Origin of the sequence: Kribbella sp. NPDC004875 (assembly GCF_042873375.1) — a bacterium.
Lineage (GTDB): Bacteria > Actinomycetota > Actinomycetes > Propionibacteriales > Kribbellaceae > Kribbella.
On record NZ_JBIALI010000001.1, the window covers coordinates 1787826 to 1809289 of the forward strand.

General features: G+C 69.1%; 23 protein-coding genes. 18 read left to right on the forward strand and 5 right to left on the reverse strand.

The features are described 5' to 3' along the window. Positions 1 to 45: 45 nt before the first annotated feature. Entirely contained in the window at positions 46 to 348 is a 303-nt protein-coding gene (locus tag ACFYRH_RS08665; RefSeq protein WP_387770262.1) for an MTH1187 family thiamine-binding protein, read from the forward strand. A 29-nt stretch (positions 349 to 377) separates the two neighbouring features. On the opposite strand, the gene ACFYRH_RS08670 is transcribed toward ACFYRH_RS08665, so the two are convergent. Beyond that, positions 378 to 1118, reverse strand: a complete 741-nt coding sequence (locus ACFYRH_RS08670; protein WP_387770264.1) for an SDR family oxidoreductase — start codon at positions 1116 to 1118, stop codon at positions 378 to 380. A 99-nt stretch (positions 1119 to 1217) separates the two neighbouring features. On the opposite strand from ACFYRH_RS08670, the gene ACFYRH_RS08675 reads away from it, so the two are divergent. The 5 genes from ACFYRH_RS08675 to ACFYRH_RS08695 all read left to right on the forward strand — a co-directional run bounded on the left by ACFYRH_RS08675 (position 1218) and on the right by ACFYRH_RS08695 (position 7062). Further along, positions 1218 to 2084 (forward strand): helix-turn-helix transcriptional regulator, encoded by an 867-nt coding sequence (locus tag ACFYRH_RS08675; RefSeq protein ID WP_387770266.1) that lies wholly within the window; start codon positions 1218 to 1220, stop codon positions 2082 to 2084. 42 nt (positions 2085 to 2126) lie between these two features. After that, the gene (locus ACFYRH_RS08680) at positions 2127 to 3401 is read left to right on the forward strand and encodes an RICIN domain-containing protein (RefSeq protein ID WP_387770267.1); all 1275 of its coding nucleotides are present in this window, start codon (positions 2127 to 2129) and stop codon (positions 3399 to 3401) included. A gap of 21 nt (positions 3402 to 3422) precedes the next feature. Then, positions 3423 to 4493 carry a WD40/YVTN/BNR-like repeat-containing protein gene (locus ACFYRH_RS08685; protein WP_387770270.1) on the forward strand — a complete coding sequence of 357 codons (1071 nt, stop codon included), beginning with the start codon at positions 3423 to 3425 and terminating at the stop codon, positions 4491 to 4493. 75 nt (positions 4494 to 4568) lie between these two features. Further along, complete coding sequence (locus tag ACFYRH_RS08690; protein WP_387770273.1) at positions 4569 to 5390, forward strand: endonuclease/exonuclease/phosphatase family protein; 822 nt, start codon at positions 4569 to 4571, stop codon at positions 5388 to 5390. A 247-nt stretch (positions 5391 to 5637) separates the two neighbouring features. After that, complete coding sequence (locus tag ACFYRH_RS08695; RefSeq protein WP_387770276.1) at positions 5638 to 7062, forward strand: NlpC/P60 family protein; 1425 nt, start codon at positions 5638 to 5640, stop codon at positions 7060 to 7062. Positions 7063 to 7107: 45 nt separating this feature from the next. Here the strand turns inward: ACFYRH_RS08695 and ACFYRH_RS08700 are convergent, their stop codons facing one another. Genes ACFYRH_RS08700 through ACFYRH_RS08710 form a run of 3 tightly spaced genes read right to left on the reverse strand, consistent with a single transcriptional unit; the run spans position 7108 to position 9764 of the window. Beyond that, positions 7108 to 7815 (reverse strand): SDR family oxidoreductase, encoded by a 708-nt coding sequence (locus tag ACFYRH_RS08700; RefSeq protein WP_387770279.1) that lies wholly within the window; start codon positions 7813 to 7815, stop codon positions 7108 to 7110. A 60-nt stretch (positions 7816 to 7875) separates the two neighbouring features. After that, complete coding sequence (locus ACFYRH_RS08705) at positions 7876 to 8766, reverse strand: LysR family transcriptional regulator (protein ID WP_387770282.1); 891 nt, start codon at positions 8764 to 8766, stop codon at positions 7876 to 7878. Positions 8767 to 8801: 35 nt separating this feature from the next. Then, positions 8802 to 9764, reverse strand: a complete 963-nt coding sequence (locus tag ACFYRH_RS08710) for a zinc-binding alcohol dehydrogenase family protein (protein WP_387770285.1) — start codon at positions 9762 to 9764, stop codon at positions 8802 to 8804. A gap of 87 nt (positions 9765 to 9851) precedes the next feature. Between ACFYRH_RS08710 and ACFYRH_RS08715 the strand changes: the two genes are divergently transcribed. Next, positions 9852 to 10283 (forward strand): MarR family winged helix-turn-helix transcriptional regulator, encoded by a 432-nt coding sequence (locus ACFYRH_RS08715; protein WP_387770288.1) that lies wholly within the window; start codon positions 9852 to 9854, stop codon positions 10281 to 10283. Positions 10284 to 10295: 12 nt separating this feature from the next. On the opposite strand, the gene ACFYRH_RS08720 is transcribed toward ACFYRH_RS08715, so the two are convergent. Beyond that, positions 10296 to 10784, reverse strand: coding sequence for an inorganic diphosphatase (locus ACFYRH_RS08720; RefSeq protein WP_387770291.1), 489 nt, complete (start codon positions 10782 to 10784; stop codon positions 10296 to 10298). Positions 10785 to 10834: 50 nt separating this feature from the next. Between ACFYRH_RS08720 and dacB the strand changes: the two genes are divergently transcribed. From dacB to folK, 11 genes are all read left to right on the forward strand, one after another. Beyond that, on the forward strand, positions 10835 to 12187 hold the full coding sequence (gene dacB / locus ACFYRH_RS08725; protein ID WP_387770294.1) for a D-alanyl-D-alanine carboxypeptidase/D-alanyl-D-alanine-endopeptidase: 1353 nt from the start codon (positions 10835 to 10837) through the stop codon (positions 12185 to 12187). Positions 12188 to 12226: 39 nt separating this feature from the next. Beyond that, positions 12227 to 13321 carry a zinc-dependent metalloprotease gene (locus tag ACFYRH_RS08730; RefSeq protein WP_387770297.1) on the forward strand — a complete coding sequence of 365 codons (1095 nt, stop codon included), beginning with the start codon at positions 12227 to 12229 and terminating at the stop codon, positions 13319 to 13321. Between the two features lie 19 nt (positions 13322 to 13340). After that, positions 13341 to 14387, forward strand: coding sequence for a tRNA lysidine(34) synthetase TilS (gene tilS / locus ACFYRH_RS08735; RefSeq protein ID WP_387770300.1), 1047 nt, complete (start codon positions 13341 to 13343; stop codon positions 14385 to 14387). A 5-nt stretch (positions 14388 to 14392) separates the two neighbouring features. Then, positions 14393 to 14944, forward strand: coding sequence for a hypoxanthine phosphoribosyltransferase (gene hpt / locus ACFYRH_RS08740; protein WP_387770303.1), 552 nt, complete (start codon positions 14393 to 14395; stop codon positions 14942 to 14944). Between the two features lie 174 nt (positions 14945 to 15118). Then, entirely contained in the window at positions 15119 to 17152 is a 2034-nt protein-coding gene (ftsH, locus tag ACFYRH_RS08745; protein WP_387770306.1) for an ATP-dependent zinc metalloprotease FtsH, read from the forward strand. 100 nt (positions 17153 to 17252) lie between these two features. Then, entirely contained in the window at positions 17253 to 17825 is a 573-nt protein-coding gene (folE, locus tag ACFYRH_RS08750; protein ID WP_387770309.1) for a GTP cyclohydrolase I FolE, read from the forward strand. 130 nt (positions 17826 to 17955) lie between these two features. After that, positions 17956 to 19092: a S1 family peptidase gene (locus tag ACFYRH_RS08755; RefSeq protein WP_387770312.1), complete on the forward strand. Its 1137-nt coding sequence runs from the start codon at positions 17956 to 17958 to the stop codon at positions 19090 to 19092. A gap of 136 nt (positions 19093 to 19228) precedes the next feature. Further along, a complete protein-coding gene (folP, locus tag ACFYRH_RS08760) occupies positions 19229 to 20026 on the forward strand; it encodes a dihydropteroate synthase (protein ID WP_387771750.1) in 798 nt (265 codons plus the stop codon). Next, complete coding sequence (locus tag ACFYRH_RS08765; RefSeq protein WP_387770321.1) at positions 20023 to 20520, forward strand: nuclear transport factor 2 family protein; 498 nt, start codon at positions 20023 to 20025, stop codon at positions 20518 to 20520. The genes folP and ACFYRH_RS08765 overlap by 4 nt, the downstream gene beginning before the upstream one ends. After that, positions 20517 to 20912 (forward strand): dihydroneopterin aldolase, encoded by a 396-nt coding sequence (gene folB, locus ACFYRH_RS08770; protein ID WP_387770324.1) that lies wholly within the window; start codon positions 20517 to 20519, stop codon positions 20910 to 20912. The genes ACFYRH_RS08765 and folB overlap by 4 nt, the downstream gene beginning before the upstream one ends. Then, complete coding sequence (gene folK, locus ACFYRH_RS08775) at positions 20905 to 21462, forward strand: 2-amino-4-hydroxy-6-hydroxymethyldihydropteridine diphosphokinase (protein ID WP_387770327.1); 558 nt, start codon at positions 20905 to 20907, stop codon at positions 21460 to 21462. The genes folB and folK overlap by 8 nt, the downstream gene beginning before the upstream one ends. The last annotated feature ends 2 nt before the right edge of the window (positions 21463 to 21464 follow it).

The window sequence follows — 21464 nt, forward strand, 5'->3', positions numbered from 1 at the left end:
ACACCGCCAGCGTGCAAACGACGTCGTCAGTGGGAGGCTGGACGCATGATCGTCGCATTCAGCATCAGTCCTTCCGCCGGTGATGAGACCGGAGGGGTGAGCGAGGCGGTGGCCGAGGCCGTCCGCGTCGTCCGTGCCTCCGGTCTTCCCAACGAGACCAACGCGATGTTCACCAACATCGAGGGCGAGTGGGACGAGGTGATGGCGGTGGTGAAGCAGGCCGTGGACGCCGTTGCCGCCGTCTCGCCGCGGGTCAGCCTGGTCCTCAAGGCCGACATCCGCCCCGGGTACACCGGCCAGCTCACCGCCAAGGTCGAGCGCATCGAGCAGGCGCTCACCGACCAGTGACCTGAGTCGGGACAACTAGCGGCCGTCCGCTAGTGGGGGAGGTTGAGGGCCGCGACGACGTCGTCGTAGCGGCCCTCGCGCTCGGCGTGCCGGAGGAAGCGGACGCGGTCGACCAGGATCTCCTCGGCCGCGGGCTGGTCCTGGAGAAGGCGCATCGTCTCGTCGAGGTACTCGTCCAGCGGCATCGCCCGCTCGTCGTTCTTCTGGTTCAGCAGCGTGGTCCGGACCGCGGGCGGGACCACCTCGATGACCTGCAGCCCGGTGCCGGCGAGCTGGATCCGCAGACTCTGGGTGTAGCTGTGGATCGCGGCCTTCGTCGCGCTGTACGTCGGCGTGATCGTCAGCGGCACCGAGGCGAGACCCGAGGAGACCGTCAGGATCGCCGGGTCGCGCTGCTTCAGCAGGTACGGCACGAACGCGGCGATGGTCCGGATCGTGCCGAGCAGGTTGATGTCGATCGTCTGCTCGGCGGTGGCGACGTGCTTCGGGTCGCGCAGGTCCTCGGGCAGCATGATGCCGGCCATCGTGATCAGCACGTTGACGTCGTACCTGCTCGTCACCTGGTCGAAGGCGGCCGCGATCGACGCCGGGTCGGCGACGTCGAGCGTGACGCCCTCGATCCCGTCCTCGGCGGCGATCGTGTCGAGCAGCTCCTGGCGCCGGCCGCTGATGATCACGGTGTTGCCGAGGTCCCGGAACCGCCGCGCCAGCTCGAGGCCGATACCCGACGTACCGCCGGTCATGAAGATCGTGTTGCCTGTGGTTTTCATGTCTCCAGCGTGTGGCCGGATGCCGACGGCAACCAGGCTGCGCTCAGCCACTGCTCGGCAAGCAGTGGTTAACGGCGCGCCGCCGTGGACACTGGAGACATGGAGTATGCCGATCTGTCCGACTTCCTGCGCAAACGCCGGGAGGCACTGCAACCCGAGGACGTCGGCATGCCACGCGGGCGCCGCCGCCGTACGCCGGGTCTGCGGCGCGAGGAGGTCGCCGCGCTGGCGTCGATGTCGGCCGACTACTACAGCCGGCTCGAGGGCGGCCGCGGACCGCAACCGTCGGTGGAGATGCTCACCGCGATCGCCCGCGCGCTCCGGATGACGCTGGCCGAGCGCGACCACCTGTTTCTGCTGGCCGGTCACGGTACGCCGCCGCGCACCACGCGCGCCGACCACGTCGACCCGGGCATGTTGCGGATCCTCGACCGTTTGCAGGACACCCCGGCCTTGCTGCTGAACCGGCATGGCGAGACCCTCGCGCAGACGCCGGCCCATGTCGCGTTCGCCGGCGAGCAGACCAACTTCGACGGCTTCGAGCGCAGCGAGGTCTACCGCTGGTTCGCCCATCCGCAGACGCGGGCGCTGTACTTCGATCCGGAGCTCGGCACGCACAGCCGCCTCCTGGTCTCGAAGCTGCGCACGGTCGCCACCGTCGACGGACCGAAGTCGTACGCCGCCTCGATCGTCGACGAGCTGCGGAGAATCAGCCCGGAGTTCGCCGAGATCTGGGACGCCCATGAGGTCGTGGACGGGCACAGCAGGACCAAGCGGTTCCGGCATCCGGTGGTCGGCGAGCTCGAGCTGTACTGCGAGCTGATCGACAACCGTGATCAGCAGCAGACGCTGATCGTGTTCACCGCGGAACCGGGCAGTGAGAGTGCGGAGAGGCTGCGGCTGCTGGGCGTTCTGGGCAGTCAGGCGATGAACTCTGGACAGGGCTTTGATCGAGAGTTAATTTAAGTCCTGAAATTTCAGAAGGTTCTGACGGAAAGGTCCGCCCCCATGCTTTCCGATCGATTTCGCCTGCCCACTTTCCTGCTCGCCGTCCTGCTGCTGGTCGGCGGGCTCACCTCGACAGCGGTCGCCAAGGCCGATGCGACCTTCAAGGTCCTCGCGTTCTACAGCGGGACCTGGGACGCCGCGCACATCGACTTCGAGAAGGAAGCGAACCAGCGCTTCCCGCAGTTCGGCGCCGACAACGGTTTCTCCTACACGGCCACGGACAACTGGGATCAGCTCAACAATCTGACTGCCTCGCAGTACCAGGTGGTGATGTTTCTCGACGACTCGCCGCACACCGACGCGCAACGCAACGGGTTCAAGCACTACATGGACAACGGCGGGGCGTTCTTCGGCTTCCACGTCTCGGCGTACAACGACGCCGGTGGTGGGTGGCCGTGGTTCAACAACACGTTCCTCGGCACCGGCCGGTTCCAGTCCAACACCTGGGGACCGACCGCGGTGACGTTGCGGACCGAGAACCGGTCGCACCCGGCGCTGGCGAACACCGGCGCGACGTTCCGCTCGTCGGTCAGCGAGTGGTACAGCTGGCAGAACGACCTGCGGAACAATCCGGACATCCAGATCCTGGCGTCCATCGACCAGTCGAGTTTCCCGGTCGGAACGGATCCGAACCAGACCTGGTACAGCGGCTACTACCCGATCATCTGGACCAACAAGAACTACAAGATGATCTACGCGAACTTCGGCCACAACGCGATGAACTACGAGACCAACACCCGGCTCTCGTCCACGTTCGACAGCCCGGCGCAGAACCAGTTCATGATGGACGCCCTGAAGTGGCTCGGTGGCGGCGGTACGACGACTCCGCCGGTCGGCCAGCCCGAGCCGGCGGCGTGGTACCAGATCGCCAGCAAGGGCAACGGAAAGTGCGTCGACGCCCGTGCGGCCGGAACCGCCAACGGGACAGTGATCCAGCAGTACAGCTGCAACGGGACGCAGGCGCAGCAGTTCCAGTTCCAGCCGACGTCCGGCGGCTTCACCCGGGTGAACAACCGCAACGACGCGACCAAGGTGATCGACGTGACCGGCGTTTCGCTCGCGGACAACGCCGGGCTGCAGCTGTGGACGTACAGCAACGGAAACAACCAGCAGTGGCAGGCCGTTTCCGAAACCGGCGGCTATTTCCACTTCGTCAGCCGGAACAGCGGCAAATGCCTGTCCGTCCCGAACGGCTCCGTCGCCGACAGCACCCAACTCGTCCAACTCACCTGCGACTCAGACACGGCACAGTCGTTCAAGCTGACGGCGAGCTGAGCTGCGGTTAGATTGCCGCGCATGAGAATCCTGCGTGTGGCCGCTCTCGCGGCAGGAGGTCTGTTGTTGATGGCTCAGGTCGTTCCCGCCCAGGCGCACGGCGGATCGTCGTACCGTTGGGAACTGACGCCGACCGGAAGTACGGCGCAGTTCCGCGGGCTCTCGGCGGTCAGCAAGGACGTCGCCTGGGTGGGTGGGACCGAGGGGACGGTGCTGCGGACGACCGACGGTGGCAAGCACTGGCAGAACGTCAGTCCGGCGGGTGCGGAGAAACTGCAGTTCCGCGACGTCGAGGCGTTCGACGCGCAGCGCGCCGTCGCGCTGACGATCGGGACCGGCGAGGACTCCCGCGTCTACCGCACCGCCGACGGCGGGAAAACGTGGTCGGAAACGTTCCGGAACACCGATCCGAACGCGTTCTACGACTGCTTCGCGTTCCACGACGGAAAGCACGGTCTGGCGCTCAGCGATCCGGTCGGCGGCAAGTTCCGGATCGCCGCGACCGCGGACGGCGGAAAGTCCTGGAAAGTGCAGCCGAGCGACGGAATGCCGGCCGCGCTGACCGGCGAGTTCGCCTTCGCCGCGAGCGGCACCTGCCTGGTCGCCGGACCCGGCGGTACGGCGTGGTTCGCGACCGGAGGCGGCGATCGGCCGCGGGTCTTCCGCACCATCGACGGTGGCCGGCACTGGAAGGCCGGTGACTCGCCGATGGCCAGTGGTGAGGCAGCCGGAATCTTCAGCCTGGCGTTCCGGAACCCGTTGTTCGGCGTCGCAGTCGGTGGCGACTTCACCAAGCCGACCGAAGCTGTGAACGCGGCGTCGGTCACCTCCGACGGTGGCCGGACCTGGCAGTTGGTCGCAGCGGACAAGGCGCCGAAGGGATATCGCAGCGGTTCGCACTTCGTGCCGTGGTCGCCGTTGACCGTCGTTGCGGTCGGCCCGTCCGGAAGCGACGTCAGCCTGGACGGCGGCCGGAGCTGGCAGCAGTTCTACGACGGAAGTTTCGACAGCGTCGAGTGCGCCGGCCACGGCGTCCAGGCCGGCTGCTGGGCCTCCGGCGCGAAGGGCGCCGTCGGGCGGTTGGTCCACTAGGGCGCCCGCTCGCGTTCAGACCGGCGACACTCGCTCGTCGAGCGGGTGTCGCCGGTTTTCCGGAAGGATGGTCACATGCGTAAATTGCTGACGGTCCTCGTGGGGTTCCTGATGGTGGTGCCAACGGTCGCGGCGGCCCAGCCGGACACCCGGTCAGCCGGCCGCCCGGGCCGGCCGCTGACGGTGATGACGTACAACATCCACCACGGCGCCGGCATCGACGGCGTCCTCGACCTCGAGCGGATCGCGGTGCTGATCCAGAAGTCCGGCGCCGACGTGATCGGGCTGCAGGAGGTCGACCGGCACTGGGACGTCCGGAGCAACTGGGTCGACCAGCCGGCCTGGTTCGCCCAGCGGCTCAAGATGCACTACGCGTACGCCGCCAACCTCGACCTCCCGCCGGTGAACCCGGGTGAGCCGCGTCGCCAGTACGGGACCGCGATCCTGTCGAAGTACCCGATCCAGGGCTTCGAGAACACCTTGCTGCCGAAGTACCCGGCCGGTGAGCAGCGTGGCCTGGCGGTGGCGGACCTCACCGTGCGCGGCGCCAAGCTGCGGTTCGCGAACACGCACCTGACCAGCAACAACAACGCCGAGCGGCTGGAGCAGGCGCAGCAGGTGGTCGAGCTCCTCGGCGGTTCGACGACCCCGACCTTGCTCGTCGGCGACCTGAACGCGACGCCGGCCGCGCCGGAGATCAAGACCCTGACCGCGGTGTACGACGACACCTGGGCCGAGGTCGGCGACGGCCCCGGTTACACGATCGAGGCGGACAATCCGACCAAGCGGATCGACTTCCAGTTGCACAGTGCGGGCCTGCGCCCGACGCAGGCCGCCGTACCCGTGACGCCGGCCTCGGACCACCTCCCGGTGGTCGCCTCGTTCGTCCTCAGCTGAACTCCTGAGTCCGCAACAACGCCCCTCCGGCGCCGGTCGGAGGGGCGTTTTCGTGGGCCCACCTGCGGATTCGCGGAATTACAAGCTTGTAGTTTGTCAAGCCGACACACGGGTGAAATAAAGATACTTGTGTGAAAGCTGTTCCCAATGGGGCTGTAGGCAACTAGTGTCACCTATGTGGTCCAGGAGGACCAAAAGTTCACGAACCCTGGGGAAGGGGTTCGTGACCGGCGGAAGGAACGACCCGATGCGGACGCCCTCGAGGGCCACGTCCGGTGAGCGGGTCGCGAGCACTGGGAAGACCGGCCGGGCAGGCAAGGTGCTGCTCTCCGGTGTGCTCGCGATCTGTCTGGCCGGCTCCATGGCCGTCCCCACCCTCCCGGCGGAGGCCGCGAAGCCGAAGCCGCCGGTGATCCCGTCCAAGGCCGCCGTCGAGCGCGCCAAGCAGGCCGCGGCCTCGAAGGCCGGCCAGGTCGCCGCGATCGAGCGCCAGTTGGCCGCGGCGAACGCCCGGCTCGAGCAGCTCGGCATCCAGTCCGGGATCGCCGACGAGGCGTACAACGGCGCCGTCTACCGGCTGCAGCAGGCGAAGGCGGAGGCCGCGGCCGCCGCCGCCCGCGCCGCCGAGGCGCAGAAGACTCTCACCACGCAACGGCAGCAGATCGGCCGCTTCGCCGCCGCGTCGTACCAAGGTGGTGGGGACGTGGCGAAGATCGCGCCGCTGTTCACCGCCGACGGTCCGCAGCAGCTGCTCGACTCGGCCGGCGCCGCGCACTCGGTCTCGGCCGCGATGCAGGGCTCCTACCTGCGGTACTCCGCGACGCAGGTCATGACGAACCTGTTCAAGGTGCAGGCCGACCAGGCGGTCGTGAAGGTGAAGAAGGCGACCGACGAGGCCGCCAAGGCGAAGAAGGCGGCCGAGGACGCGGAGGCCGCGCAGGCCTCCGCGGTCACCGCGATGGGGGTGCAGCGGACGCAGTCGATCGCGCAGCTCGCCACCCTGCAGAACATCTCGGTGCGGGTCGCCGCCCAGCGGCAGGCGGGGCTCGAGGAGCTTGCGCGCCAGCGAGCCGCCGCCCTCGCCGCGAAGAAGGCCCGCGAGCTGAAGGCGCGGATCGCCGCCCGGGAGGCCGCCGAGCGGCGCGCCGAGGCGGCCGAGCGGGCCCGGGAAGCGGCCGAGCAGGCGCGCGAGGAGCGCGAGGAGAAGGCCGCGGCGAAGAAGAACCACGGCAAGAAGCCGAAGCACCACAAGCCGTCCGCGCCGACCCGGGACAACGACAACGGCGGCGGCAGCCACGGCTCGAAGAAGGGTTCCCGGGCGGCGATCGACTTCGCGCTGAAGCAGCTCGGCGACATGTACCTGTGGGGTGCGACCGGCCCGAACCGCTGGGACTGCTCCGGTCTGACCCAGGGTGCCTGGGAGCAGGCCGGTGTGCAGCTCCCGCACTACAGCGTCGCGCAGTACGAGCAGATCCAGCACATCCAGGAAGACGACCTGCGGCCGGGCGACCTGATCTTCTGGGCGCTGAACCCGAACGATCCCGGCACCATCCACCACGTCGCGCTGTACCTCGGCAACGGGCAGATGATCCACGCGCCGCGGACCGGCAAGCCGGTGCAGATCGACAGCGTGTACTACTGGGTCCCGCCGAACTTCTTCGGCCGTCCCTGATAGTTGCCCCCGGCGCCAATGCCCTGGTGCCGGGGGAACATACTCCTAGACCAGCCGGTGTCCGCCGTCGGCGTGCAGAACGGTGCCGGTGATGAAACCATTGCGGAGCAGGGCGATGATCGCCGCGGCGATGTCCTGGGTCCGGCCGATCCGGCCGACCGGGAGGCGGGCCGCCATCGCGGCCAACGTCTGCGGAGCGGCGTCGCCCGCGACGTCTTTCCAGATCGGGGTGTCGACCCAGCCGGGTGACACCACGTTGACCCGCAGCGGGGCGAGCTCGACCGCGAGTGCCGCGGCCAACGAGGCGAGTGCTCCGTTGAGTGCCGCGAGCAACGAGGCCCGGGGGCCTGGCCGGTACGCCGCGATGCCCGACGTGAACACGAACGAGCCGCCGGGTTCGAGCAGCGGCGCGCCGTGCTTGGCGAGCAGCAGTGGGCCGAGCAACTTGGAGTCGACCGCGGACCGGGCCGCGGGGACGTCGTACTCGCTGATCGGCTGGTAGGCGCCTCCGACGTCGGCGGCCGTGCTGACGATGTGACTGACCTTGCCGGTGGTCGCGAACAGCCGCTCGATGTCCTGCTCGACGGCGAGGTCCATCGCGACGGTGCGGACGCCGAGTTCCCGGCGTACCGCGTCGAGCTTGCCGGCGGACCGGCCGGCGACGGTCACCTCGCTGCCTTGGGCAACGAGCTCGGCGGCGAGGGCGTGGCCCATACCGGAGCTGCCGCCGACGACGACTACATGTTCCTGCATTGAATCTCCAGCACTGAATCTCCTTCGGTGGTTGACGTTTCGAGCCAACCACCGGAAGCGTCAGTCCACCACGACTTGCTGGCTAACGATCGTTAGACCGGGGCTAACGGTCATGGCCCGGAGCACCGGGTTGTGCGAGTCGGTGCGCCAGACGGCGGCGTACCGGGCGACCAGCGGGCGGCCCTCGATCGGTCGCCAGACGACCTCCGGTGTCGCGGCGCGCCGGGAGCCGAGGCTGATCGCGGTCCGCCGGACGAGCAGGGCCGAGCGCAGCTGCGAGTGGCTCATGCTGATGTCACTGAGTCGTACGCCGGGCCCGATCCGGCGGAGTGCGTCGTCGTGGAACTCGGGCGCTGCCGCGCGCGGGATCCAGATCAGTTCGAGACCGTTCAGATCGGTCAGCGTGAGCTGAGGTCTGGCCGCGAGCGGATGAGTCGCGGTGAGCAGAACTCCGAGCTCCTCGGTGGCGAGGTGCTCGGAGGTGATTGCCGGGGGCAAGGTCAGCGGCGTACGGACCAGGCCGAGATCGATCTCGCCGGAGACCAGCATCCGGAGCTGGTCGGCGGTGGTGCCGGCCTCCAGGGTGACGGTGCTGTTCGGGAAGCGTTCGGTGGCGAGCTGTTCGAGGGCGGCCGGGAGTGAGCCCGGGATGCCGTTCAGCAGGCCGAGGCGGAGTACCGGCTCGTCCAGGCCGGCGGCCCGGCGCGTGTCCTTCAGCGCCAGGCCCGCCGCCTGGATGGTCTCCCGGGCGCGGGCGAGCAGGACCTGCCCGGCCGGGGTGAGGTCGACGCCGCGGCTGTGCCGGATCAGCAGCGTGGTACCGATCTCGCGTTCGAGCTGCTTGATCTGCTGGCTGAGCGTCGGGGTGGAGATGTAGAGGCGTTCCGCGGCACGGCCGAAATGCAGTTCCTCGGCGACGCCGACGAAGTACCGCAACTGCCGAAGCTCCACGCGGCAATTATCCGCGACCGCCGCCCGAGCGGTGACTACGGTACGGCGATCAGCCGGCCGAGGTTGGCGCGGGCGTCGAGCGTCTCGTGGATCCGCGCGACGTCGGCGAGCGGATGGGTGGCGTGCACGACCGGACGCAGCTCGCCGGACTGCCAGCGGCGGATGACCTCGGCGATGTCGGCGCGGGCCTCGTCGGGCCGGGCCTGCTGCCAGCCGTAGAACGAGACGCCGGTGAGCGAGCGCAGGCCGAGGCCGAGCACCGGGACCGACGGGACCTCGGTGGTGATGGCGCCGTACGAGACGATCGTGCCGAGTGGTTTGACCAGGTCGAGGCCTTGGGTGAACACGGTGCCGCCGACCGCGTCCAGGACGGTGTCGACGCCGTCGGGCGCCAGTTCGCGGACCTTGGCCGGCCAGTCGGGATCGGTGAGGTCGACGGGCTCGGCGCCGAGTTCGCGGATGAAGTCGAGGCGCTGCGCGGAGGACGCCGTACCGATGATCGTCTTGGGGTCGTGGGAGCGGGCGAGCTGGACCGCGAGGTGGCCGATCGTGCCGGCGGCCGACTGGATCAGGACGGTGCCGCCGGCCGGGACGTGACCGGCCTCGAGGATGCGGAGGGCGAGCGGCGCGGTCAGCGACATCATCGTGGCCTCGCCCGCGTCGGCGTCCTCGGAGATCGTCGCCAGGAATCCGGCGTCGGCGACGGCGTACTCCGCGAAGGCGTCCACCGTGAGCGCGGAGACGCGCTGCCCGACGGCGACGCCTGGTGGTGTGTCGGGGCCGAGCGCGACGATTCGGCCGGCGACGTCGCCGGTCAGGGTGCCCGGGAGCGGGCGGTCCCACGGCGAGCCGCCGCGGCGGAGGACGGCGTCGATCGCGTTCGCGCCGATCGCCTCGGCCTGGATCAGGACGTGGCCGGGCCCGGGTTCGGGGACGTCGACCTCGTCGAGCTGCAGGACCTCGGGGCCGCCGTGGCGGTGGAAGCGCACTGCGCGCATGATGGGTGCTCCATATCGTGGGTGCTAAAAATAATGGGAGATTCCCACGATATAACCGAGAGTCGGCGTTGCCAATAGAGTTACGGGGTGAAGAAGGGCTCGACGCATCGGCTGTCCGACCGGGTGCTCTGGGCGCTGGGCCGGGCCAGCCAGCAGTCCCAGCGGCTGATCCGGCAGCACATGGCGCAGGCCGGTGTCCGGACGCAGCACTATCACGTGCTCGCCAGCCTGGCCGACGACGGCGAGGCGGCGCAGGCCACGGTCGCGGACCGGATCGGGCTCGACCGCAGTGATCTCGTCACCTTGCTGGACGAGCTGGAGCAGCTGGAGTTCCTGGCCCGCCGGGTCGATCCGGCGGACCGGCGGCGGAAGATCATCGCCATCACGCCGGCAGGCGAGAAGCAGCTGGAATCGATGGACCAGCTGATCTACGCCGCCGAGGCGGACCTGCTGGAGCCGCTGACGGCGGCGGAGCGAAAGACCCTGTTGTCCCTGCTCCGCCGGCTGTCGGGCGACTGAGCGGTCAGGGGATCAGTGCCCCTCGGCCTTCAGGCGGTTGAAGGAGGCCGTGATCTCGGCCTCGGCTTCGGCGCGGCCGACCCAGGTCGCGCCCTCGACGGACTTGCCGGGCTCGAGGTCCTTGTAGACCTCGAAGAAGTGCTGGATCTCGAGCCGGTCGAACTCCGGCACGTGGTGGATGTCGCGCAGGTGCTCCTGGCGCGGGTCACCGGCCGGGACGCAGAGGACCTTGTCGTCGGGGCCCTTCTCGTCGGTCATCCGGAACATGCCGATCGCGCGGGAGCGGATCAGGCAGCCGGGGAAGGTCGGCTCCGGCAGCAGGACCAGCGCGTCCAGCGGGTCGCCGTCCTGGCCCAGGGTGTCCTCGATGAACCCGTAGTCGGACGGATACTGGGTCGCGGTGAACAGGGTCCGATCCAGCCGCAGACGGTTCGTCTTGTGGTCCAGCTCGTACTTGTTGCGGGTGCCCTTGGGGATCTCGATGAAGACGTCGAACTCCATACGGCAGATACTGTCACGGTTCCGACCGACCGAATGACAGGAGCAGCCCGGTGGCCCGACCTGCCCGTGCGGCATTCGTCACGCTGCTGACCACGGCGCTGTGCTGCGGCGGCCTGGTGAGCAGTGCGCGCGCCGTACCCGCATCTGTGCAGACCACCCAGCAGGCGCCCGCCGTCCTCGCACCCGCCACGACGGAGGGGGCAGCGCCGACGGCCGCAGGCGTCGCCAAGGTGCTCGCGGGCGTTCTCAAGGATCCGTCGCTCGGCACGCACCACGGTGTCTACGTGTGGGACGCGTCGCGGAACAAGCCCGTGTTCTCGGTCGGGGCGGCCACGCCGTACACGCCGGCCTCGACGCTGAAACTCCTCACCACGGTGTCGGCGCTGTCGACGCTCGGACCGGACCACACCTTCGCCACCAAGGTCGTGAGCGCGGGCAAGGGCTCGATCGTGCTCGTCGGCGGCGGTGACCCGCTGCTCGCCGTCAAACCGTCCGCAGGCGACGGCTTCCCGGCCCGCGCGACACTCCAGACCCTGGCCGCGAGTACGGCGAAGGCCCTCAAGGCGCAGGGCGTCGCCTCGGTCACCCTGGGGTACGACGCTTCGCTGTTCACCGGACCGGCTGTCAACACGCGCTGGGAAGCCAACTACGTGCCCGAAGGCATCGCGGCTCCTACGTCCGCGTTGTGGGTCAACGAGGGCCGCATCGCGCCCGGTATGGCCAAGCGGTCGACTGCGCCGGCTCAGGCCGCGGCGGTGGCGTTCCAGAAGCTGCTGGTGCAGTACGGGATCAAGGTGGCCGCAACAAAGCCCGCGGTGGCAGCGGCCGCTGCCACGCCGCTCGCGCAGGTGAAGTCGCCGACGCTCGGGCAGATCGTCGAGTACATCAACTTGCACAGCGACAACGACGGCGCCGAGGTGCTGCTCCGGCACGTCGGCATCGCGACCAGCAACGGCGGCTCGTACGTCGGTGGCGTCAAGGGTGTCCGCGCCACGCTCACCAAACTCGGTCTGGACGTCTCCAAGGCCACTATCTACGACGGCAGCGGTCTGACACGGGCCAACAAGGTCCCGCTCGATTTGCTGGCCGGTGCGGTCCGGGTGGCCGTTTCGAAGAGCCATCCGGAGCTGCGGCACCTGTTGACCGGCCTGCCGATCGCCGGGTTCGACGGCAGTCTCAGGGAGCGTTTCACGACTGCAGGAACCAGCACGGGGCTCGGACTGGTCCATGCGAAGACAGGGACGCTCACCGGCGTCCACAGCCTCGCTGGGTACGCCCGGGACCGCACCGGCACGCTGCTGGTGTTCGCCGTCGCCAGCGACAGCGTTCCGGTTCCGAAGACCCTCGACGCCCGCGCCGCCCTCGACCGCACCACCGCGGCCCTGGCCACTTGCGGCTGCTGACAGGCAGCACTTGTTGGTCCATGCCACTAGGGTCGTTGTATGAGTACGGCGGAGGGCGGGACCACGACCGAGATGGTCGACTGGCAGCTGGCGACCGGCGTGGCGCGGAAGCTGCTGCGCCCGGGCCCGGCGGTCAGCCGCGCGGAGGCGGACCAGGTGGTCGCCGAGCTGCGCCGGTTCGCGGCCGAGTCCGAGGGGCATGTGCGCGAGTTCACCGGGCTGCAGGCCACGTCGGCCACAGCGCCGGTGGTGATCGTGGACCGGCCGGGCTGGGTGCAGGCGAACGCGGACGGCTTCCGGACCGTGCTGCAGCCGCTGGCAGACAAGCTCCGCGAGAAGGCGAACGGCGCTGCCGGACTGTCTTCCGCGGTCGGCTCCCGGGTGACGGGGATCGAGGCGGGTGCGCTGCTGGCGTTCCTGTCCTCCCGGGTGCTCGGGCAGTTCGACCCCTTCTACCCGGCGCAGCCCGACCCGGACCGTCCCGGTCTGACCGGCCGCCTGCTGCTGGTGGCGCCCAACGTGGTGCATGTCGAGTCCGAGCTGGGCGTCGTACCGCGGGACTTCCGGTTGTGGGTGTGTCTGCACGAGGAGACGCACCGGGTGCAGTTCACAGCGGTGCCGTGGCTCCGGGACCACCTGCGGTCGGAGATCGCGCTGTTCCTCGACCAGGCCGAGCTGGACGCTTCGGCGTACGCCGCGATGTTCCGGGAGGCAGTGCAGCGGCTGGGACGGTCGGTGCGCGGTGAGGCCGAGCTGAGTCTGGTGGACCTGATGCAGTCCCCGGAGCAGCGTGCCGTGCTGGACCGGCTGACCGCGGTGATGTCGCTGCTGGAGGGCCACGCGGACTTCGTGATGGACGGCGTCGGGCCGTCGGTGATTCCGACGGTGGACACGATCCGGTCGAAGTTCACGTCCCGCCGGCAGAGCGGCAACCCGGTGGACCAGTTGCTGAAGCGGCTGCTCGGGCTGGACGCGAAACTGCGGCAGTACAAGGACGGAGCGGCGTTCGTACGCCGAGTGGTGGACCGCGTCGGCATGGAGGGCTTCAACCGCGTCTGGACCGGACCGAACACGCTGCCGACCAAGAACGAGATCGCGAACCCGGATGCCTGGGTCACCCGACTCCACGGCTGAGCCGCCTGCCGAGTCCGCGGTGGAAGAGCTGGTCGAACGGCGGCGTGGCAAGCTGCACCCCGCTGTCGCCCGGACGCGCGAGGCGGTCCGCGCGACGCTGGCCGAGCTGCCGCAGGGCACGACCGTCCTGGTCGCCTGCTCCGGCGGCACCGATTCACTCGCCCTGGCAGCGGCGACGGCCTTTGAAGCCCCGAAGCTCGGTTTGCGGGCCGGTGCGGTCATCGTGGACCACGGTCTGCAGCCCGACTCGGCCCACGTCGCCGAGACGGCCGCGGACCAGTGCAGGACGCTCGGATTGGACCCGGTCCACGTGCGGCAGGTGACAGTCGGCGCCGAGGGCGGTCCGGAAGCCGCTGCGCGGACAGCGCGGTACGACGCCCTTCGCGACGCCGCCGATGAGCTGGGCGCAGACGTCGTACTGCTGGCCCACACGCGGGACGACCAGGCAGAGACCGTGTTGCTCGGGCTGGGACGTGGGTCCGGGGCGCGATCGCTGGCCGGGATGGCTCCAGTGGCCGGTCTGCTGCGCCGGCCGTTCCTGGAGGTGCCGCGGGCCACTACGGCCGCTGCGTGCATCGCGGGCGGGCTCCGGCCGTGGCATGACCCACACAACGACGATCCGCAGTACACGCGGGTCCGCGTGCGGCACGAAGTACTGCCGGTGCTGGAAGAGGCGCTCGGGCCTGGCGTGGTCGAGGCACTGGCGCGTACGGCGGGACTGCTGCGCGCGGACGCGGATGCTCTCGATCAGCTCGCCGCGGACGTTGCCGAGACCGCGCTGAGCCGTGGAGAAGGCGAAGTGCGCAGCGAGGTCGCAGTGCTCACGGACGAGCCGGCGGCGATCAGGACGCGCGTACTGCGGCAGGCCGCGCTGGAGGCGGGATGCCGGGCCACCGACCTCACCGCGGGGCACGTGGCGTCCGTCGACGCGCTGGTGACCGGGTGGCGTGGGCAGCGCTGGATCGATCTGCCCCAAGGGATCCGCGCGATCCGCAAGGGCGGATTCATCATCCTCGGGCGAGGCACTGGCCGGATTACCGGCCAGGGCCTGGATGTGACAGGCTGAGCGCCGTGGATGCGGCGGACATCGAGAAGGACCTGACCAAGATCCATTACACCGAGGAGCAGATCCTCGCGAAGCTGCGGGAGCTCGCGGCGCGGATCGAGGCCGACTACGAAGGCAAGGACCTGCTGCTGGTCGGAGTCCTGCGCGGCGCGGTGATGGTGATGGCCGACCTGGCCCGGTCGTTCAGCCGGCACATCGAGATGGACTGGATGGCCATCTCGTCGTACGGCTCCGGGACCAAGTCGTCCGGTGTGGTGCGGATCCAGAAGGACCTGGACACCGACATCACCAACCGGCACGTGCTGATCGTCGAGGACATCATCGACACCGGCCTCACGCTCAGCTGGCTGGTCAGTAACCTGGAGTCACGCAAGCCCGCCTCGCTGGAGCTGTGCACGGCGTTCGTGAAGCCGGACGCGGCCAAGATGCAGGTCCCGGTGAAGTACGTCGGCCTGGAACTGCCGGACGAGTTCGTCGTCGGGTACGGCCTGGACTACGCCGAGAAGTACCGGAATCTGCGCTGCGTCGCGACGCTGGCGCCGCACGTCTACTCCTGACCCGGCCTCTCAAGGCAGACTTGGTGACAGCCTGTACAACAGGTCGTACCGTCGTTCGGTGACCCTCGTGGTCGGCAGGCTTGCCCGGCACGAGACACTTGGACTGGTGTTACCGTCACAAGCCCGTATACCCGGGCCTGCCGAGCTAGGAGGGACGGGGCCTCGGCCTCGATCATGGACGTGAAGCGCATCTTCCGCGGACCCCTGTTCTGGATCGTCGTCGCCTTCCTTGGCGTGCTGGTGATCGGGCAGCTCCTGACCGGCTCGACCGGGTACAAGTCCGAACCGACCGGCCAGGTCGTGCAGCTGATCCAGCAGGCCAAGTCGTCGAGCGACAAGACGATCAAGTCGGTGACGCTGATCGACCCCGACCAGGAGATCCGGGTCGAGAAGTCCGACGGGACCAAGATCAAGGCCAACTGGGTGGACGGTCAGGCCGACTCGCTCGGCAAGGACCTGCAGGGGCTCTTCCAGGACGGCAAGATCCAGACCTACAACGTCGAGAACCCGAAGCCGAGCTTCATCGGCCAGGTGTTCTCCACGCTGATCCCGTTCCTGCTGATCGCGGTCGTGTTCATCTTCTTGATGAACTCGATGCAGGGCGGCGGCTCGCGGGTGATGAGCTTCGCCAAGTCCAAGGCCAAGCTGATCACCAAGGACACCCCGAAGACGACGTTCGCGGACGTCGCCGGGTGTGACGAGGCGGTCGAGGAGCTCGGCGAGATCAAGGAGTTCCTGCAGGAGCCGGGCAAGTTCCAGGCGGTCGGGGCGAAGATCCCGAAGGGCGTGCTGCTCTACGGCCAGCCCGGTACCGGTAAGACCCTGCTGGCCCGCGCGGTCGCCGGTGAGGCCGGCGTGCCGTTCTACTCGATCTCCGGTTCGGACTTCGTCGAGATGTTCGTCGGTGTCGGCGCCTCCCGGGTCCGCGACCTGTTCGAGCAGGCCAAGACGAACGCGCCGGCGATCGTGTTCATCGACGAGATCGACGCCGTCGGCCGGCACCGGGGCGCGGGCCTCGGCGGTGGTCACGACGAGCGTGAGCAGACGCTGAACCAGCTGCTGGTCGAGATGGACGGCTTCGACGTCCGCGGCGGTGTGATCCTGATCGCGGCCACCAACCGGCCGGACGTGCTCGACCCGGCGCTGCTGCGCCCGGGCCGCTTCGACCGGCAGATCGCCGTCGACGCCCCGGACCTGCCGGGCCGGACGCAGATCCTCAAGGTGCACTCGCGGGGCAAGCCGATGGCGCAGGACGTCGACCTGGCCGCCGTCGCCCGCCGCACTCCCGGGATGACCGGTGCCGACCTGGCCAACGTGCTGAACGAGGCGGCCCTGCTGACCGCCCGCTCGAACGCACAGCTGATCGACAACCGCGCGCTGGACGAGGCCATCGACCGCGTGATCGCCGGCCCGCAGCGGCGTACCCGCCTGATGTCGGACAAGGAGAAGGTGCTCACCGCGTACCACGAGGGTGGGCACGCGCTGGTCGCCGCGGCCCTGCCGCACTCCGACCCGGTGCAGAAGGTGACGATCCTGCCGCGTGGCCGAGCGCTCGGCTACACGATGGTGATGCCGGACGAGGACAAGTACTCGACCACCCGGTCGGAGATGCTGGACAAGCTGGCCTACATGCTCGGCGGCCGCGCGGCCGAGGAGATGGTCTTCCACGACCCGACCACGGGCGCCAGCAACGACATCGAGAAGGCCAGCGCGCTGGCCCGGGCGATGGTCACGCAGTACGGCATGACCGAGCGGCTGGGTGCGATCAAGTTCGGGCAGGACAGCAGCGAGCCGTTCCTGGGACGGGACTTCGGCAGCCAGCGGAACTACTCCGAAGAGATCGCGGCCGCGGTCGACGAGGAGGTCGGCAAGCTGATCCTGAACGCGCATCAGGAGGCCTTCGACATCCTGGTCGAGAACCGGTCGGTCCTGGACCACCTGGTCGAGGAGCTGCTGGAGAAGGAGACCCTGGACAAGCACCAGATCGCCCGGATCTTCGAGCCGGTCATCATGCGTGAGCGGCGGCCGGCCTGGACCGGCTCGTCCACCCGGGTCCCGTCCGACCAGCCGCCGGTGATGCCGATCCCGACCCGCGCCGAGCAGAACGGCTCGCTGTCCGACGTCCTGCCGGGAGGTTCGGTCGGCCCGGACGAGGCGATCCGCCCGCCGGACTACGGCAGCGGCCCGACCCCGCCGAACAAGCAGTGAGCTGAGGCTCGCAGGAATCGCCGTCACCCGGCCGGGTGGCGGCGATTTCGTTTTCCGGCCGGGTAGCGTGCCAGTGCCGCTGTCGGGAGGAGATCCGGGAATGACGTCACCGAAGTTCGATCACGCACGGGCCGAGAACGCGGTCCGCGAGCTGTTACTGGCGATCGGCGAGGACCCGGACCGCGAGGGCCTGCTGGACACGCCCGCCCGGGTGGCCCGGATGTACGCCGAGATCACCGCCGGACTGGGGCAGCGGGCGGAGGACGTGCTGACGACCACGTTCGCGCTCGAGCACGACGAGATGGTGCTGGTGAAGGACATCGAGGTCTGGAGCGTCTGCGAGCACCACCTGGTCCCGTTCACCGGGGTCGCGCACGTCGGCTACATTCCGAGCCGGGACGGCCGGATCACCGGGCTGTCGAAGCTCGCCCGGCTGGTCGACGTGTACGCGAAACGGCCGCAGGTCCAGGAGCGGCTGACCACGCAGATCGCCGAGTCCCTGGTCGAGATCCTCCAGCCGCGCGGCGTGATCGTGGTGATCGAGTGCGAGCACCTGTGCATGACCATGCGCGGCGTCCGGAAACCGGGCGCCAAGACGATCACGTCGGCGGTCCGCGGCCAGCTCCGGAACCCGGTCACCCGCGCGGAGGCGATGAGCCTGATCGTCGGGTGAGCCGTAGCCCGTGGGTGCCTGCGGTCGTTGAGTTTAAAAGACCAGCCCTATGGACATTCTGTCGCTGAGCGTTTACTTTCCGTAGTGGTGCTTGGCCAACGGGGACCAAGGGCCGGTGTGAGGAGGACAGATGTCAGGGCGTTTCCGGGTCGGCGCCGCACTCGCCGGGGTCGTCGTCCTGACGACCGCCGGGCTGGTCGCGGCGAACTGGGCCACCGCCGACACGCGAGCCAGGAACGGCCCCCAGACGACCACCAAGGCGGACGGAAAACCGCTGGTCCCGGACACCCTCGAAGCGCAGCTCGGGTCCGATTCGGGTGTCGTCGGCAGCTACTACGACGATGCCGGTGAACTGGTGGTCGCGGTGTCCGACCTGTCCACGGCCGCGCTGGTCCGGCAGATCGGTGCGGTCCCGCGGCTGGTCAAGTTCACCGCGAAACAGCTGAACGCCGTCCAGAACCAGCTGAACAAGCTGGCGATGACGTCCAGCGCCGGCAAGGTCCGGTCCTGGTACGTCGACCCGATCTCCGGGACCGTGGTGGTCACCGTGCCGAAGAACGCGCGCGACTCGATCACCGAGCGGTTCCTGTCCCGCGCGCTGGCCAACGGCGGCCGCGTCACGGTGCGCCCGGCGGCCGGCACGATCCGCCCGACCGCGGACGACTTCGGCCTCCGCGGCGGCGTGCAGGTCGACAAGAACACCGGCTACGTCTGCTCGCTCGGGTTCAACGCCCGGACCCGCAAGGGCAACCGGATCTTCCTGACCGCCGGCCATTGCACCTCGGGCAAGCCGTCGTTCTCGCGGAACGGGTACGTCCTCGGCAACACCTACACGTCGAGCTTCCCGGGCCACGACTTCGGTTCCGTCGGCGTCATCGAGGGCTGGGACCAGCAGGGGTATGTCGAGGGCTGGGGCTCCGGCAACGTCGCGGTCAAGGGGATCGCGGACGCCACCATCGGGTCGACCCTGTGCAAGTCCGGGAAGAGCACCGGCTGGACCTGCGGCCGGATCGTCGCCCGGAACGTGACCGTGAACTACGGCAACAACCGCGTGGTCCGCGGCCTGTTCCAGCACACCGCGTGCGTCGAGGCGGGTGACTCCGGCGGCGCGAACATGACCGGGAACTACGCCCAGGGCATCACCAGCGGCGCGGCGCTGATCGACGGTCAGTGCCTGGAGAAGTCCGGCCGCACCAACGAGTCGTACTCGCAGCCGATCGCCGAGGTACTGCGCTCCACCGAGTCCCGGCTGATCCTCGCGAACTGACGCCCCAGTCCCTCGACCGGCCGCCCAATCGGCGGCTGGTTGCCCGGCTGGGGGCGGGGGCTACTACGGTGTGTGGGTGAGAACTCAGTCGTGGAGTCACGTGGACGGGCTGCCGGTGCTGGACCGGTGCCTCGTCATGGGTGTCGTGAACGTGACGCCGGACTCGTTCTCGGACGGCGGCGAATGGTTCGAGCCGAACGCCGCGATCAAGCACGGCCGGGAACTGCTGGCCGAAGGCGCCGACCTGCTCGACGTGGGTGGTGAGTCGACCCGCCCGGGGGCCGAGCGGCCGTCGCCGGAGGAAGAGCTCCGCCGGGTGATCCCGGTGGTCGAAGCGCTGGCCGCCGAAGGCGCGATCATCTCCGTCGACACGATGCGGTCGCAGGTCGCCGCGCTGGCCCTCGACGCCGGCGCCACGATGATCAACGACGTGTCCGGCGGGCAGGCCGATCCGGACATGCTCCCGTTGGTCGCCGAGCGCAGGACGCCGTACCTGTGTATGCACTGGCGGGGTCACTCGATCGACATGCAGAACCGCGCGGAGTACACCGACGTGGTCGCCGAGGTGATCGCCGAACTGGCCGAGCGCCTCGAGGTGATCAGCCAGGCGGGTATCGATCTGAACCGGGTGGCCGTCGACCCCGGGCTCGGTTTCGCGAAGAACGCGGACCACAACTGGGAGATTCTGCGCCGGTTGCGGGAATTCGCCGTACTGGACAGACCGTTGCTGATCGGTGCGTCCCGGAAGACGTTCCTCGGTAGGCTGCTCGCCGACGAGCAGACCGGAGAACTTCGGCCGGCCGTACGACGAGACGACGCGAGTGTGGCTGTTTCCGCCCTGGCCGCCGCAGCGGGTGCCTGGTGTGTCCGGGCGCACGTGGTGGCGCCGAACGCGGACGCGGTCCGGGTGGCGAAGAGATGGGGAACCGTATGACGGACGGACCGCGGCAGGGCGCGGGGGCCGGGTCGGCCGGCGACGGCACGCCCAAGGGCCGCGCCGGTGCCACGGTGGAGGACGTCGTACTGAACGCGAACACCACGTTCTACAACGCCTTCGAGGCCGGCGACCTGGACCTGATGGCGGCGGTCTGGCTGCCGGAGCCCGATCCGGTCTGCATCCACCCCGGCAACGCCGCGATCTCCGGGTACGCCGAGATGATGCGGGCCTGGGCGATGATCTTCGCGAACACGCCGTACATCCAGTTCTTCCTGACCGACGTGCAGGTACGGGTGGACGACGACGTGGCCTACGTCACGTGTACGGAGAATGTCCTGTCGTCCGGCGAGGGTGCACCCGAAGAGGGATTCGCGGGGGGCAAGGCGCTGGCGACGAACGTTTTCCGCCGAACTTCTACCGGCTGGCGGTTGTGGATCCACCATGCCTCACCGGTACTGTCGTCTGGGGGCCGACAGGAGGAGGCGGAATGAGCGGTCCCAGCACGATTCCTCCTGATGTGATCGAGATCCGGGGCATCCGCGGGTTCGGGCGCCACGGGGTGTTCGATCACGAGCGGGCCGACGGGCAGGAGTTCGTCGTGGACGTCCGGCTGGAGCTGGACACCCGGCCCGCGGCGGCGTCCGACGACCTGGCCGACACCGTGAACTACGGGGTGGTGGCCGAGCAGGTGCACAAGGCGATCGAGACCGATCCCGTGGACCTGATCGAGACCCTCGCCCAGCGCATCGCCGATCTCTGTCTCGCCGACGAGCGGGTGACAGCGACGGCCGTGACCATCCACAAACCCTCGGCGCCGATCTCGGTGCCGTTCGACGACGTTGTCCTGACCGTGCAGCGCAGATCCGGAGATTCCCGTGACTGAGACCCCTAGTCCCCACGTCATCGACGCGGACACCCTGAGCGGTGGCCTGAAGCCGATCCGCCAGGTGATCCTGTCGATCGGCAGTAATCTCGGCGACCGTGAGGCGAACCTGCAGGGCGCGGTCGACGCGCTGCGGGACACCCCGGACGTCGTCGTGGTCGAGGTCTCGCCGGTGTACGAGACCCAGCCGGTCGGCGGCCCGGAGGAGTCCGGCCCCTACCTGAACATCGTGCTGCTCGCCGACACCACGCTGGCGGTCGACCTGCTGCTCGAGCGCGCGCACGCGGTCGAGGAGGCGTTCGGCCGGGAGCGCAGCGTGCCGGGCGCGCCGCGGACCCTGGACATCGACCTGATCACCTACGGGCAGAAGACGATCGAGTCCGAGGAGCTGACCATTCCGCACCCGCGGGCACACGAGCGCGCGTTCGTGCTGGCGCCGTGGCTGGACATCGAGCGGGACGCCGTACTGGTGGGCCACGGCCCGGTCGCGGAGCTGCTCGCGAAGGTCGGCACCGACGGCGTGACCAAGCTCGACGTCGAGCTGCAGTAGTG

Bases quoted from the DNA above. Each gene is read 5' to 3' on its own strand.
- ACFYRH_RS08665 (WP_387770262.1), top strand. From the start codon at position 46: ATGATCGTCGCATTCAGCATCAGTCCTTCCGCCGGTGATGAGACCGGA.
- ACFYRH_RS08670 (WP_387770264.1), bottom strand. From the start codon at position 1,118: ATGAAAACCACAGGCAACACGATCTTCATGACCGGCGGTACGTCGGGT.
- ACFYRH_RS08675 (WP_387770266.1), top strand. From the start codon at position 1,218: ATGGAGTATGCCGATCTGTCCGACTTCCTGCGCAAACGCCGGGAGGCA.
- ACFYRH_RS08680 (WP_387770267.1), top strand. From the start codon at position 2,127: ATGCTTTCCGATCGATTTCGCCTGCCCACTTTCCTGCTCGCCGTCCTG.
- ACFYRH_RS08685 (WP_387770270.1), top strand. From the start codon at position 3,423: ATGAGAATCCTGCGTGTGGCCGCTCTCGCGGCAGGAGGTCTGTTGTTG.
- ACFYRH_RS08690 (WP_387770273.1), top strand. From the start codon at position 4,569: ATGCGTAAATTGCTGACGGTCCTCGTGGGGTTCCTGATGGTGGTGCCA.
- ACFYRH_RS08695 (WP_387770276.1), top strand. From the start codon at position 5,638: ATGCGGACGCCCTCGAGGGCCACGTCCGGTGAGCGGGTCGCGAGCACT.
- ACFYRH_RS08700 (WP_387770279.1), bottom strand. From the start codon at position 7,815: ATGCAGGAACATGTAGTCGTCGTCGGCGGCAGCTCCGGTATGGGCCAC.
- ACFYRH_RS08710 (WP_387770285.1), bottom strand. From the start codon at position 9,764: ATGCGCGCAGTGCGCTTCCACCGCCACGGCGGCCCCGAGGTCCTGCAG.
- ACFYRH_RS08720 (WP_387770291.1), bottom strand. From the start codon at position 10,784: ATGGAGTTCGACGTCTTCATCGAGATCCCCAAGGGCACCCGCAACAAG.
- ACFYRH_RS08730 (WP_387770297.1), top strand. From the start codon at position 12,227: ATGAGTACGGCGGAGGGCGGGACCACGACCGAGATGGTCGACTGGCAG.
- ftsH (WP_387770306.1), top strand. From the start codon at position 15,119: ATGGACGTGAAGCGCATCTTCCGCGGACCCCTGTTCTGGATCGTCGTC.
- folE (WP_387770309.1), top strand. From the start codon at position 17,253: ATGACGTCACCGAAGTTCGATCACGCACGGGCCGAGAACGCGGTCCGC.
- ACFYRH_RS08755 (WP_387770312.1), top strand. From the start codon at position 17,956: ATGTCAGGGCGTTTCCGGGTCGGCGCCGCACTCGCCGGGGTCGTCGTC.
- folP (WP_387771750.1), top strand. From the start codon at position 19,229: ATGGGTGTCGTGAACGTGACGCCGGACTCGTTCTCGGACGGCGGCGAA.
- ACFYRH_RS08765 (WP_387770321.1), top strand. From the start codon at position 20,023: ATGACGGACGGACCGCGGCAGGGCGCGGGGGCCGGGTCGGCCGGCGAC.
- folB (WP_387770324.1), top strand. From the start codon at position 20,517: ATGAGCGGTCCCAGCACGATTCCTCCTGATGTGATCGAGATCCGGGGC.